At 39.8% G+C, this 12,839-nt stretch carries 14 protein-coding genes; 6 read left to right on the top strand and 8 right to left on the bottom strand.

The genetic code is table 11. The annotated features are described in order from the left end of the window. The first annotated feature begins 36 nt into the window (after window positions 1–36). The gene (locus tag CNR22_18625) at window positions 37–762 is read left to right on the top strand and encodes a hypothetical protein (protein PBQ33709.1); all 726 of its coding nucleotides are present in this window, start codon (window positions 37–39) and stop codon (window positions 760–762) included. Window positions 763–1,048: 286 nt separating this feature from the next. Here CNR22_18625 and CNR22_18620 read toward each other — a convergent pair whose 3' ends face one another. Beyond that, on the bottom strand, window positions 1,049–1,873 hold the full coding sequence (locus CNR22_18620; GenBank protein PBQ33708.1) for a hypothetical protein: 825 nt from the start codon (window positions 1,871–1,873) through the stop codon (window positions 1,049–1,051). 146 nt (window positions 1,874–2,019) lie between these two features. Here CNR22_18620 and CNR22_18615 point away from each other — a divergent pair, with 146 nt between their 5' ends. Then, window positions 2,020–2,706 (top strand): iron transporter, encoded by a 687-nt coding sequence (locus tag CNR22_18615; GenBank protein PBQ33707.1) that lies wholly within the window; start codon window positions 2,020–2,022, stop codon window positions 2,704–2,706. A 4-nt stretch (window positions 2,707–2,710) separates the two neighbouring features. After that, a complete protein-coding gene (locus CNR22_18610) occupies window positions 2,711–3,346 on the top strand; it encodes a hypothetical protein (GenBank protein ID PBQ33706.1) in 636 nt (211 codons plus the stop codon). 89 nt (window positions 3,347–3,435) lie between these two features. Here the strand turns inward: CNR22_18610 and CNR22_18605 are convergent, their stop codons facing one another. From CNR22_18605 to CNR22_18590, 4 genes are all read right to left on the bottom strand, one after another. Continuing rightward, window positions 3,436–6,276 carry a hypothetical protein gene (locus tag CNR22_18605; GenBank protein ID PBQ33705.1) on the bottom strand — a complete coding sequence of 947 codons (2,841 nt, stop codon included), beginning with the start codon at window positions 6,274–6,276 and terminating at the stop codon, window positions 3,436–3,438. A gap of 8 nt (window positions 6,277–6,284) precedes the next feature. Beyond that, a complete protein-coding gene (locus CNR22_18600) occupies window positions 6,285–6,665 on the bottom strand; it encodes a response regulator (GenBank protein ID PBQ33704.1) in 381 nt (126 codons plus the stop codon). Window positions 6,666–6,766: 101 nt separating this feature from the next. Then, on the bottom strand, window positions 6,767–7,186 hold the full coding sequence (locus tag CNR22_18595; protein ID PBQ33703.1) for a hypothetical protein: 420 nt from the start codon (window positions 7,184–7,186) through the stop codon (window positions 6,767–6,769). Window positions 7,187–7,416: 230 nt separating this feature from the next. After that, window positions 7,417–8,493, bottom strand: a complete 1,077-nt coding sequence (locus tag CNR22_18590) for an acyl-CoA desaturase (GenBank protein ID PBQ33702.1) — start codon at window positions 8,491–8,493, stop codon at window positions 7,417–7,419. A gap of 144 nt (window positions 8,494–8,637) precedes the next feature. On the opposite strand from CNR22_18590, the gene CNR22_18585 reads away from it, so the two are divergent. Together CNR22_18585 and CNR22_18580 are read left to right on the top strand one after the other, a co-directional pair. Next, window positions 8,638–9,249 carry a hypothetical protein gene (locus CNR22_18585; protein ID PBQ33701.1) on the top strand — a complete coding sequence of 204 codons (612 nt, stop codon included), beginning with the start codon at window positions 8,638–8,640 and terminating at the stop codon, window positions 9,247–9,249. A gap of 11 nt (window positions 9,250–9,260) precedes the next feature. Then, the gene (locus CNR22_18580; protein PBQ33700.1) at window positions 9,261–9,692 is read left to right on the top strand and encodes a hypothetical protein; all 432 of its coding nucleotides are present in this window, start codon (window positions 9,261–9,263) and stop codon (window positions 9,690–9,692) included. Between the two features lie 77 nt (window positions 9,693–9,769). Here CNR22_18580 and pdxH read toward each other — a convergent pair whose 3' ends face one another. The 3 genes from pdxH to CNR22_18565 form a co-directional block, all read right to left on the bottom strand. Beyond that, on the bottom strand, window positions 9,770–10,435 hold the full coding sequence (gene pdxH / locus CNR22_18575; protein ID PBQ33699.1) for a pyridoxamine 5'-phosphate oxidase: 666 nt from the start codon (window positions 10,433–10,435) through the stop codon (window positions 9,770–9,772). Window positions 10,436–10,611: 176 nt separating this feature from the next. Further along, window positions 10,612–10,956, bottom strand: coding sequence for a hypothetical protein (locus tag CNR22_18570; GenBank protein PBQ33698.1), 345 nt, complete (start codon window positions 10,954–10,956; stop codon window positions 10,612–10,614). Between the two features lie 77 nt (window positions 10,957–11,033). After that, on the bottom strand, window positions 11,034–12,503 hold the full coding sequence (locus CNR22_18565) for an MBL fold metallo-hydrolase (protein PBQ33697.1): 1,470 nt from the start codon (window positions 12,501–12,503) through the stop codon (window positions 11,034–11,036). A gap of 126 nt (window positions 12,504–12,629) precedes the next feature. Between CNR22_18565 and CNR22_18560 the strand changes: the two genes are divergently transcribed. Next, window positions 12,630–12,839 carry a hypothetical protein gene (locus CNR22_18560; GenBank protein ID PBQ33696.1) on the top strand — a complete coding sequence of 70 codons (210 nt, stop codon included), beginning with the start codon at window positions 12,630–12,632 and terminating at the stop codon, window positions 12,837–12,839.

Raw genomic sequence — 12,839 nt, 5'->3', positions numbered from 1 at the left:
GAGGGTAAACTACTCACATTACTTTTAAACACAACCATGATCGATCATCTTGCAGTTTTTATTATACTCGCTCTACTGGCAGAAGTTCTGGGAACGGTAGGTGGTTTTGGATCTTCTTTATTTTTTGTGCCGCTTGCAGGATATTTTCTTGATTTTCACACTGTGCTGGGCGTTACCGCAGTATTTCATGTTTTCAGTAATATTTCTAAAATCAGTTTATTCAGACAGGGCTTTAATAAACAACTGATCATTACTGTGGGCATTCCAGCCGTTCTTTTTGTCATTCTTGGCGCATATCTCACCCGCTTTTTTAACAGCAGTATTTTACAACTTGTTTTGTCAGGTTTTTTAATTGCTATAAGTTCTCTCTTTTTATTCATAAAAAATTTAAAAGTAAAGCCTACAACTTTTAATTCTATTACAGGCGGCGCCCTGTCTGGTTTAACAGCTGGTTTATTAGGTTCAGGAGGAGCTATTCGCGGGCTTACTCTGGCAGCATTCAGTATTGAAAAAAGCGCTTTTATTGCTACCTCTGCTGTAATTGACCTGGGTGTAGATTTAAGTAGAAGTGTGGTTTACTTTTCAAACGGATATATTCAGGCGAAGGATCTTTACCTGATTGGCATTTTGTTTTTTGTGAGTTTTGCAGGCACTTATCTTGGCAAAAAAATCCTTCGCTACTTCAGCGAATCTCAATTCAGGTATTTTACTCTTTCCCTAATCCTTATTATTGGCGTAGTAAGTTTAGCGCACGAGATCTAATCAAGCACTCATACAAGATTTTATTTTCGTTCGTCGTAAATCACACGACATTACTTATGGAAAGTACAGTGGAAGTCGCGAAACGTGAGCGGTGAATAGGAAACATTTCCATTATTTATTTCATGGATCGATTAGCCATTTCCAAATATTAAAAACTAGAAATAATCGACTCCCGCGCCACTCCCAAAGCTATCGGGGTAACCGCATCCCCATCAAGTCTGCCTGCTTGCGTTTTGAAACATTTGGAGTTCATTCGGCCTTGCCAGCCTTATCTGTAAATAAATTATCAGCCATGAACGATAAGTAACGGAACCTGAACCGAAAAGGCCAGTTTTCTCGTAACACTTTCTTCAAAAAGTGTTTCAAAAAACGTATGTTTTTTAGGATTAACCATAACCAGGTCGGTTGTGTGAAATTTAAGATAATAATCGAGCGCTCTTGCAACGTTATTGTCTTTTATATAAACTGTTTTGTGCTTTGTATTTTCCAGTCGTTGTTCTAAAAAAGTATAAGGTTCATCTTTACTTGAAACCAAGGCCATATCTTTCTTTTCTACAGTTACCAGTTCAATCTCTGCATCAAATGCCGTGGCAAAATATTTTGCTGTGTAAAGAACTGTGCTTTCTTTGATCTTGTCCATATCGCAGGCAAAACAGATATGATGTATGCGGCGGTATTCGGCCGTTTCAGGTACAATAAATAACGGAAGTGTTAGTTCACGCGCCGCGCGCAGGGCAAAGCTGCCAATGAGGTGCTGTTTTAAAAAACCTCCTTCACCTACCATGCCCATTACAAGCATGTCGGCAGAATGGCTGGCAGCAACATCTTTCATAACAGTAAAAGCATTTCCAATTTCAGAAACAACTGCAATATCAGCAGAATAATCTTTGCGAATAAGTTCCTGCTTTAAAGATTTTAGCAGTGTTTTCGAATTCTCCATGAGGTCAGCCATCACTTCTAATGGTGCGCCTGTATCGTAACCGCCAAGCGGCATGGGTACAGCGTTTACCAGAACAAGCTTAGCACTAAAAAATTTGGCTAGCTCTGCCGCATAATACACAGCGTTTTTTGCGGGAGAAGAAAAATCGGTACCTACCAGGATTGTTTTCATTATCTTTTTTTCAAAGATATTTTGTTCTACTACCGGGTAGGCTGAGAAGAATCTTTATAAATAATGATCTTTATCATACGGTGAATTTCTGTGTTTTGTACTTTTATACCGCATTTACCAACGCTTGTTGTTAAACTGTTTAGGGCATGGAGCATAAAGAAAAACACCTCAAAAGTTCTGAGTTTATCACCGATGTTGTTATTGGTATGAGCGATGGTCTTACCGTTCCGTTTGCACTGGCTGCAGGATTGAGTGGCGCGGTTGCCAGTAATGCCATTATTATTACCGCAGGAATTGCCGAAATTGTAGCAGGCAGCATTGCCATGGGACTTGGCGGCTACCTGGCTGGAAAAACAGAAGAGGAGCATTACCAAAGCGAACTTCAAAGGGAATATGAGGAAGTAGACAGGGTTCCTGAACGCGAATTACAGGAAATAAAAGAGATCTTTGGCACATACGGTTTAAGCAAAGAATCGCAGGAAACCATCGCTAAGGAGCTTGCCAAAGACAAACATAAATGGGTAGACTTTATGATGAAGTTTGAGCTCGGCCTCGAAAAACCTAAAGCGGGAAGAGCAACCCACAGCGCGTTAACCATAGGTATTTCTTATGCCATAGGGGGTTTAATTCCTTTAACTGCTTATTTCTTTACAGATCATCCGTACCAGGGTTTGATTGCTTCTTCCATTATTACCGTACTCTGTCTTTTTATTTTTGGTTTTTTAAAAAGCCGCGTAACCGGGCAACCAGCCTTTATGGGGGCTCTGAAGGTAACTGTTATTGGAATTATTGCAGCCGCATCAGCCTTTGCCATTGCCCGCCTGATAGCATAATATTATGAAAAAATATACTCTACTCCTTTTTGTAAGCAGCATTTTTTTACTGCAAACCTGTACTAAAGATCAGGCAGGACCCGATGCTTGTTTTCAGGAACAGGTACTGCCTGTTTTTATATCTAACTGCACCATGTCCGGCTGTCACAATGCTACCGACAAAAGAGCGGGATACGACCTTACTACTTACGAAGGGATCATGCAAGGAGTAAAGGCAAAACACCCTTTAACGAGTGAGGTGTATACAGTTATCAGGGGTAAAAACCCTTCTATGCCTGCACGTCCTTATGCCAAGCTAAGCTTGCGTGATGTGAACATGATAAAATTATGGATAAATAAGGGAGCGCGTAATACATCCAATTGTATCAGTTGCGATTCAACGAACTTTGATTATGCAAGCCGCATTCAACCCATTATGAATGCCTGGTGTGTGGGCTGTCACAACAGCAGCAACGCCGGGGGCGGATACAATTTATCCGATTACAGCGGAGTAGTGGCTGCTATCAAAGCCAAAAGACTCATGGGAAGCATCCGGCATACTAGCGGATATCTGGCCATGCCTCAAACCGGTGGACAACTTTCAAGCTGCGACATAAGCGCCATTCAAAAATGGATAGACGCTGGTTACCACGAAAACTGAGAAGGTTTTTGTTAGCAGAGAGAAATACGATTTGTAGGATTTTTTTTCGCATGCCTTTGCTCTACTTTTTTATCCACTACTTTTTAAAATTATCTTAGTTGTGTAGCAGGCAAGATCACATTAAACACGGCACCATTTTCTGAACTACCATCTGCATTTATAATCCCATGATGATTTAAGACAATTTTTTTACAGAGCGCCAAACCTATACCGGTTCCTTCAAATTCTGATTTGCGGTGAAGTCTTTGAAAAATATGAAAGATCTGCGCGGCATATTCTGGTTTAAATCCAACACCATTGTCCTTAAACTCGATCTTATAAAATAAAAGATCTTTCGGCAAACCAAGTGCTGTCTTTTCAAGCCGTGTAAGTTCAGAAGAAAAAATACGGATACGCGGCTCTGTGTCTTTTCTGATAAACTTCAAAGCATTTCCAATAAGATTACCAAACAACTGCGACATCTGCAAAGGTATGGCCTGTAAAACAGGCAGAGTGTTACATGACACGTTTGCGCCCGTTTGTTCAATCAATAAATCATAATCTGTTTTAATGCTTTCGAAAATTTTATTTAAGTCAACGGTCTCAATCAGGTCTCCGGTTTTTGTGACTTCTGAATAGGCAAGCACATCACGAATCAAGCTGTTCATGCGCTGCACAGAAGTATTAATTTTATTAAAGTAGGTTTTTGATTGTTCACTCATCTCTGCTTCAACACTTTTCTCAAGCATCTGCGAGAAGGTTCCGATTTTGCGAAGTGGTTCTTGTAAGTCGTGAGAAGCGATATAGGCAAATTGGGCCAACTCGCTGTTAGATTTTTGCAGATCACTATTAACGGTGGCCAGTTCCTTGGTTCGTTCAGCCACCACTTCTTCAATTTTTTGTCGCGCAATTACTTGTTCACTCACGTCGATAGCAACTGCAAGAATGCCCGAAATAGAGCCATCGCCGTTTCTCAATGCCTCGTAAACAAAATTAATGTAGGTCGTTTCAATTTTGCCATGACGCGGCAATCCTACCGCCATTTCATTCGCTTCAAATTTTTCACCGGTTGTAAATACCTGAAACAATAATTGTTCGAGTCCTTGTTCTTTTGCTTCGGGCAGTCCTTCAAAGATGGGCTTGTTAAGAACTTCATGCGCTTGTTTTCCCCATAAGCCAATCATCATGTTATTGGCTATTTCAACGGTGTAATCAGGTCCTCTGAAAATACACATCGCAACGGGAGCCTGCAAAATCATATTCCGGATGTTTTTTTCGCTTTCTTCAATTTTATTTTTCGCGATAACCATGTCCGTAATATCCTGGATGATACCGATTAACTTAACAGGAATTTGCTGATCATCGCAAATCACCTTACCACTGATTTTTACCCAATGAACACTTTTATCTTTCCATATTACCCGCGTTTGATAATTTAAGTGGCCTGTTTTTAAAGAGAGACGGTGAGCCTCCTCACGGGCAGCAAGGTCGTCAGGGTGAATCCGGGCAACGTATTCACTTCGGGAGTGAGTGCCCTCTATTCCCCATATTTCGTTAAACCGATCGTCTTGATTTACTTCATTGCTGGAATAATTAATTTCATAAACGCCCAGCTCGGCAGAATTAATGGCCAGGCGGGCTTTTCCTTCGGCTTCTTCAATTTTTTTTCGGGCAAGTACCTGATCCGTTACATCAATAGAGATGGCTAAAACTCCCACTACTTTATCCCCTGCATCTTTGTAGGGCTCGTAAACGAAATTCTGATAAACAACTTCTTCTTTTCCAAAACGAATTAAATTAACCGGTCGTTCATTCGCTTTAAATGTTTCGCCGCTGGTATATACATGTGTGAGAAGATCTTCCAGACCTTGCTCACGGGCATCCGGCAGTCCCTCAAATATTGGCTTGTTCAACACATCTTCCACTGGTTTGCCCCAGAGTTCGATCATGAGCTCATTGGCGACTTCTACAATAAACGTCGGTCCAAGTAAAATACACATGGCAACAGGAGCGTGTAAAACAATGTTGCGGAAATTATGCTCACTTTGTTCAATTTTTCGTTTGGCTACATTTAATTCTGTCAGGTCAACGCCTGTGTTCATCACTCCATAAACCTCACCTTCTTTATTAAACAGAGGTGTAAGACTATAATTAAAATAATATTTTTGAAGAACTCCATCCACCAAAAGATCCAAGGGTTGGTTTTTAATATGAAAAGGAATTCCTGTGATGTATACTTCCTCCAGTTGTTTAAAAACTTCCTGGTTGTCGAGTTCAGGTAACACCTCACTAAACAGTTTGCCCACCACGTCAGAGCCTTTGCCCCAGATATCCATGATGGATTTGTTTGCCAGCGCCACACGCATTTCTTTGCCTTTGTACACGCCAATGGGAAATGGTGCACTCTCTACCAATGCGCGAATTTCCTGCTCGCCTTCCCCTAAAGCTTTGATGATTTTTACTTTCTCAGTTGTTTCAACACAGGTAACAAACACGCCGTTTATTTGGTTGTCGTCGCCGTATGCCGGACTGTAACTAAAGGTCCAGTAAATATCTTCCTTTTTTCCATTTCGGTAGAAGCCTACCAATTGATCTTCAAAATAAACCGGTTTGCCATTTTCAATCACTCCATTGATCAGAGGTCCTATGAAATCCCAGATATCGTCCCATACTTCCTCCCCTTTTTTACCAATGGCCGGATGCTTCCCGTCTCTTCCCAGGCTCAAACGATATGCATCATTGTAAAAGCAGATTTTGTCTTTCCCCCAAAATAAAAACATCGGAAAAGCGGAGTGCAATATGATTCCAAGTGTTGTGCAAAGGCTTTGCGGCCATTGATCAGGATTACCAAGAACTGACTGCGACCAGTCGTATGCCTTGATCAGTTCTCCCATCTCTCCTCCATTATCAAGGAATAAGTACTTGTTTTTTGAAGATTGCGAGTCTGTCATGAGCTTTTTTAATTTATAATTGGCCTAAGAACATTTATCAGATCATCAAAACTTGTGGGTTTAGTAATAAAATCGCTCGCACCTAATTCTTTTGTAAGTTGTATAGTACCTGGATGAGAAGAAGTTGAAAAAATAATAATCGGAATCTCTTTCAGACCTTCTATCTTTTTAATTTCTACAAGAAATTGCTGGCCATTCATAATCGGCATATTCAGATCGAGAAATATCACCTGGGGATGACTTTCTTTTGAAATAAGTTTGTTTAGAGCTATTCTGGCAGCGCTGAAGGTGCTGCATTTTACAGTGGAGGATATTTCACTTAATGCCGCCAGAAAAATATCCTGATCATCCTCGTCGTCGTCAATTAGCATTAAATTATGATAGCTCATATTTTTAGTGTTGTGTGCTAAAAATAAAGCTTTTTTTTATATAAGGGTATAGAACAATTTACCACTCTGAACTAATAATTTCGCGGTTTACCCTTATAAATCTATCTTAGTAAATGACGGTAAGTTTTAAGGAGCCAGACCTCTGCTAACCTGGGATCTTTAAAAAATTTGATGGGAATAGCAGGTTTAAAATAATACATGAAAAAATTAGCCATTAATCTTTGACTAATTGTTGAAATCACATAGGCTTTAGCATGCGCATAGCCGGCAGCATCCGGCTCGGCCAATAATTTTAAAGCAGCAAAGGTCGTAACCGCCATAGGACCTGTTTTTACAAGTATCAGATATTTTTGGTTTCCGGCAATGTATTTTGTATTGTCAATTATTTGCCTCACATCGTCCACATCATAGGTCATGTCTGATTCTGCTTCTATACCCAATACGCCGGTATCTTTTAAATAAACTGTAAAGACTGCGTTTTTAAATTCTTTTAATTTTTTTCTCCCTTTTACTAAAAGCATGTGTGGTTCATTTAAATTGTTTTTTGATGCTTATCGGGAATAGCGTCATTTGCAAGGATAATGCTTAAACAGCAAGGCTTGAAAAAAGTTTCATTTCTTCATAACTTATCATTTATATAAGGGTAAACCCTTATACACCTATAATTCAAAAGCCACAGCCCTTCTTGAATGGATGTTCGGTTTTTTACTTTCCCACCTGGGTTTATACGAATGATAAGAAAAAAAATTTACTAAGCTCTGCCTAAGGCCTTTAGTCGCACAATATGAGAGTGCAAAGCGGCACGGAAACTAGGTTTTAGGTTGTAGGGAATATTAAAATCTTTAGCGGTCTTCTCCACTATAAAAGCAAGGTTCCGGTAATGTATGTGACAAATACCTGAAAACAAATGATGCTCTATCTGGAAATTCAAGCCTCCTACATACCAGCTCAATAACCAATTATCTCTTGCAAAATCACTGGTAGTTTGCAACTGGTGAACATGCCATCCAGCTTCTATATCCTTAGTGGAATCTTCCTGACTTGCACCTTCTACTACATGCGCCATTTGAAAAACAAAACTCAGAATAATACTGGCTACCCAATGCATGATAAAAAAGCCAAGAAGAATTTGCCAGAAGGTAAAAGGGGTTAACCACAAAGGCAATCCAAAAATGAGAGAGAGGTAAATCACTTTCCTGATAAACATTTTAGCAAATTCTTTTTTTAAACTTTTATCCTGGCTGGTAAGTAAACCCATTTTGGCATATCTTCTTAAACGCGTAAAATCATTGGTGAGCATCACAATGGTCATAAGTCCATAAAAGAAAAAAGCATACAGATATTGAAACCTGTGAAACTTTTTAAGCGCTGTATTTTCTGACAAACGAATCGGACCTTTAGAATCAATATCCTCATCCAAACCATTAATGTTGGTATAGGTATGATGCAACACATTGTGTTGAATTTTCCAGTTCAACACATTACTGCCAAGCAAATAAAGTGAGCCGGCGAGTAAATCGTTTACCCATTTTCTCTTGGAGTAAGCTCCGTGACAGGCATCATGCATAACACCCATGCCCACTCCGGCAATGCCAATACCCATAACTATCACACATAACAACGCCAGCCAGGCATTCATTGGAATAGAAAGAATCAAAACAAAGGGCACAATGTAGAGCGCCAGCAGCATAAATGTCTTTATCACCATGGCTGTATTGGCTTTGGTAGACAAGTGATTGGTTTTAAAATAGTCGTGAACATTTTTTTTAAGAGCGGCAGCAAATTGATTGTCTCTTGCATCTTTGGCAGTAAATCGTATAGAGTTCATAGTAAATTTAAGAGCGCAAAGCTACTTCATATAAAGTCCCCGCGAAGTGACCAAGATCAGTTCTGATAAAGATCATGTATTGCTATGAGCAAGGTTAGCGCAGTGGGCGTGGGTGCTGTGTAAATTTGATTAAAATTATATCTCATGGAGGCACCCGAAAAAACTTTTATAGATAAACTTATTGCAGGTTTAAAAAATGCGGCTTCAGAACTGGAAGAGTTGCAAGTGCAGGTAGCACTGGGCAAATCAGAAGCAAAAGACCTTTTTGAGGAGCTTAAGAAAAATTTCGAAAACCGCCTTCAGCATCTGAAATCAGGGTATTTAGAAACTGAGGGTGATAAAACTACTTCGCCGGTGCTTAGAGCTTTTGAACAACTCCGTGTACAACTGGGCCTGGGTATCGCAGAAACAAAAGAAGTAGTTGAAGAGCAAATCCATAAAATCCGTAACGAATTAACTAACCTTGAGTTTGCACTGAAAGAAAAAGATCTTGTGCAAAACTATGCGGGCGAAATTCAACTCGAGTTTGAAAAATTCAAAGCAAAACTCGAACTTATAGCATTGGGCTTCCAACTAAAAAAACTAAAAACGGAATTTAATATCGAACAAAAGAAAATTGAATTCCATCTTCATCTGGATAAACTAAGAGCAAAGATTTTATTAAAACAAGCTGAGGCGAAACATAAATGGGATTTTTTCAAAAAAGAAATTGATGAGGCTTATCATCATTTAAAAATAGCTTTTGTACAACACTAAAACGACTTAGCATGAAAACTTTCGTATTTCTTTTTTTTACAGCATTATTACAGTACACTGCTATTGCGCAGAACGGTACAACATCTGCTTCAGCGCAGTATCCAGTGGGTATGACAGTAGATCAGTTTAATTTAAAATTGAAGACAAGCACTAAACCTTTATTTGTAAACTTTACTGCCGACTGGTGTGTAGTATGTAAACGACAAAAACCTATTCTCGACCAGGTGATGTTGGATACGGGTAATAAAGTTGATTTTCTCATCATTGATATGGAAAATAATCCTGCTATTGCCGACTACTTTGAAGTGGATGGATTACCCGTTATTATCCTCTACATAAATGGCTCGATGATATGGAACCGCGTGGGCTTGCAGGACAGAACCCAGCTCCTGAACCAGGTAGGCACATACATACTTCAAAACACAACTCAGAGTCCGCATTAAATATTCGAATGCGGGCCGGGAAAAATCAGAGAGCTATTCCTATTTTATTTCTTAGAGGATTTAATGCTTAGTGTTGATTAGGGCATGAGTCGCTCCATCTTCCAGTTTTTGTCGTGCTGATGGGTATAACGGATGCGGTCGTGCAGCCTGCTATTACGCCCCTGCCAGAATTCGAAAACAGAAGGCAGTACCACATAACCTCCCCAGTGGTCTGGGCGTGGAACTTCTGTATCTTCATATTTTACGAGAGCTGCATCGAATTGCGCGTCCAGGGTCGCCCTACCGCTTATAACTTTACTTTGTTGTGAAGCCCATGCTCCCACCTGGCTCTCAAAAGGTCTTGCTTTAAAATAGGCGTCCGATTCTGCTACCGGAAGAAACCTAATTTCTCCCTGTATCTTAACCTGCCGTTCAAGTTCTTTCCAAAAAAAACTTAAGCAAACCTGCGCGTTGGCATCGATCTGCTGTGCTTTGGCGCTATTGTAATTTGTATAAAAAGTAAAACCTCCGTAAGAAATATTCCTCAGCAGCACGATCCTGGCATCAGGCATTCCTGTTTTTGTAACTGTGCTAAGGGTCATAGCATTGGCATGCAGACTATCTTTTTCTAAGGCCTCCGCCAGCCAAAGTTCCATTTGAGAAAAGGGATCTGGTTCGCAATTCTCTTCAAGTAAAACATCTCTGAAGTAGTCTTTCCGCACTTTACCTATAGCTGTATTAACCGCAAATTCTTTTTCTTTCATAATGGTTATTTTTGATCAAATGTCTAAAAGTCCCGCATTTGTCCGGCTGATCAAACTCATTCGATCTGGTGATAGTTGTCATAGAGATTCGTGGTTTGCTCAGGTATTCTTACATCTGCATTTCTGAACACGTTTGTAGTGTTCAAATGCGAGTGGGAGCTGAGTCAAAAAATAAATTATCCTATGATCTTAAAAAGCCCCCAGAATACCAAACTAATGCCAAGGGTGGTAAGACCATACAAGGCCAGATCAATAGATCTGTTTGTATTGAAATTAATACAGGTAATTAAAAAACCCGATAAGCCGGTAATGCATCCAATCAGTAACAGTCGCAATCCTTGTTTTCTTAAACCGGCGTAATGAGCGTTTCTGGCCTCTTTAATTACAACAGTGATCAGCACAATGTCTTCGCTCTTTTTACCAAGATGCTCCTGAATTTCTTCGTGGTGTTTACCTTCTTGTAATAAGGTTAAAGCAACCTGGTAATATTCTTCATAAAGATTTTGCTCATCTTGTTTCATTACTACAAGATAGATGCAACAGCAGGAATCTCAAATGACTTAGGTCAGTTGAAAAGAGCTTAAAAAGATCAGCTCATCTAAACTTCCCTATTTGTGTTTAACTGTTTGTTTTCTTTAGTGATTTCGCAAAAAGTACGAGCATCTGTTTCATTACTTATCTGATCACCAAAACCAGCTGTTTGTTTTATTGCGGCAAAACCACCCTTAACATCCACCAGGTTATTATAACCTTTGCGTTTAAGTAAAGAAATAAATGCCATAGACCTGTAACCGCCGGCACAGTAAACAAAAGTAACCTTATCTTTATTTATCTCTTCCTCATGTTCTTCCATATACTCAAGAGGCAAATTTTTTGCGCCCGGTAAATGACCTTCTTCAAATTCTTTTTGATTCCTTGCGTCAATAATGTTAGTGTCAGAATTTTTAAGCAAGGTTGAAAAAAGGGCAGGTTCAATGCTGCTAATTTTTTCTACAGGAAGTCCGGAGTTCTTCCAGCTTTCGAAACCTTTGTCAAGATAGCCGAGAATAGTATCAAACCCTATCCGCGCAAGACGTGTGACTACTTCTTCTTCTCTGCCAGGATAAGCGACAAATACAATGGATGTAGTGGTATCCTTTATAAGCGTTCCGGCCCAGGTAGCAAAACTTCCATCAATTCCTATGTTAACCGAGCCCGGCACAAAACCCTGGGCAAATGTTTGGGCATCTCGTGTATCCAGAATTACGAGCTCAGTCGTTTCAATCATTTTTTTAAATTCATCTGTTACCAAAGGTTTTAGTGAGCGCTGAAAAACATGATCTATAGAAGCGTAACCTTTGACATTCAGCAAAACGTCTTGTGGAAAGTAAGCTGGTGGCTGCGTTAATCCAGTTAAAACCTGGCGGATAAATTCTTCTTTGTTTAACGAAGTGTTTAGCGCGTAATTTACTTTTTTCTGGTGACCCAAAGTATCTGTCGTTTCTTTGCTCATGTTTTTGCCACATGCACTGCCTGCGCCATGACCCGGACAAATTATAAGATCATCGGGCAGCGGCATAATTTTATTTCTTAAGGAATCAAACAAATGACCCGCTAATTTTTGAGGCGTAAGTTCTGCGATTACTTTTTGGGCAAGATCCGGACGGCCTACATCGCCTATAAACAAGGTATCTCCGGTAAATAAAGCCACTGGCTTGTTGTCAGATTTCAAAAGATAACACGAACTTTCCATGGTATGACCCGGGGTATGAATCAATTGTATTGTAACATCGCCCAGTTGAAATACCTGACCATCTTTGGCTATAACAGCTGGAAATCCGGTTTTAAGTGTGGTGGGTCCAAACACAATAATGGCATCGGTTTTATTGGAAAGATCGATATGGCCACTTACAAAGTCTGCATGAAAATGTGTTTCAAAAACATAAATAATTTCTGCCCCCCTGCTCCTGGCAAGATCAAGATAGGGCTGTACTTCTCTAAGAGGATCTATCACCGCGGCAAAGCCGTTACTTTCAATATAATAGGTGGCTTCTGAAAGACATTTTGTATAAATCTGCTCAATGTACATAGGTATTTTTTTATACAAACCTATTATCCAAATAAGTAAAACTGCCTGACATTTGTCATATACCCGGCATGAGATTACTCAGCCCCTACCCTTTGCTGCACGCTTAGTTTTGTAATAAAAAAAGAAATGAAAAAAAACATGGGAACTGCCGACAGTTTAATACGGGTTATTATAGCGGCGATTATTGTGGCATTGTTTGCATTTAAAATCATTAGCGGAACCCTTGCGATTGTGCTGCTCAGTGTTTCAGGAATTTTCATTCTCACTTCCTTTATAGGTTATTGCCCTTTGTACAGCCCCCTCAAAATAAGTACCCGTAAAAAGACGAATTCTTAG

It is taken from the genome of Sphingobacteriaceae bacterium, assembly GCA_002319075.1.
GTDB lineage: Bacteria > Bacteroidota > Bacteroidia > B-17B0 > Aurantibacillaceae > Aurantibacillus.
This window is presented reverse-complemented; position numbering and strand designations above follow the sequence as displayed.

Bases quoted from the DNA above. Each gene is read 5' to 3' on its own strand.
- CNR22_18625 (PBQ33709.1), top strand. From the start codon at position 37: ATGATCGATCATCTTGCAGTTTTTATTATACTCGCTCTACTGGCAGAA.
- CNR22_18620 (PBQ33708.1), bottom strand. From the start codon at position 1,873: ATGAAAACAATCCTGGTAGGTACCGATTTTTCTTCTCCCGCAAAAAAC.
- CNR22_18615 (PBQ33707.1), top strand. From the start codon at position 2,020: ATGGAGCATAAAGAAAAACACCTCAAAAGTTCTGAGTTTATCACCGAT.
- CNR22_18610 (PBQ33706.1), top strand. From the start codon at position 2,711: ATGAAAAAATATACTCTACTCCTTTTTGTAAGCAGCATTTTTTTACTG.
- CNR22_18605 (PBQ33705.1), bottom strand. From the start codon at position 6,276: ATGACAGACTCGCAATCTTCAAAAAACAAGTACTTATTCCTTGATAAT.
- CNR22_18600 (PBQ33704.1), bottom strand. From the start codon at position 6,665: ATGAGCTATCATAATTTAATGCTAATTGACGACGACGAGGATGATCAG.
- CNR22_18595 (PBQ33703.1), bottom strand. From the start codon at position 7,186: ATGCTTTTAGTAAAAGGGAGAAAAAAATTAAAAGAATTTAAAAACGCA.
- CNR22_18590 (PBQ33702.1), bottom strand. From the start codon at position 8,493: ATGAACTCTATACGATTTACTGCCAAAGATGCAAGAGACAATCAATTT.
- CNR22_18585 (PBQ33701.1), top strand. From the start codon at position 8,638: ATGGAGGCACCCGAAAAAACTTTTATAGATAAACTTATTGCAGGTTTA.
- CNR22_18580 (PBQ33700.1), top strand. From the start codon at position 9,261: ATGAAAACTTTCGTATTTCTTTTTTTTACAGCATTATTACAGTACACT.
- pdxH (PBQ33699.1), bottom strand. From the start codon at position 10,435: ATGAAAGAAAAAGAATTTGCGGTTAATACAGCTATAGGTAAAGTGCGG.
- CNR22_18570 (PBQ33698.1), bottom strand. From the start codon at position 10,956: ATGAAACAAGATGAGCAAAATCTTTATGAAGAATATTACCAGGTTGCT.
- CNR22_18565 (PBQ33697.1), bottom strand. From the start codon at position 12,503: ATGTACATTGAGCAGATTTATACAAAATGTCTTTCAGAAGCCACCTAT.
- CNR22_18560 (PBQ33696.1), top strand. From the start codon at position 12,630: ATGAAAAAAAACATGGGAACTGCCGACAGTTTAATACGGGTTATTATA.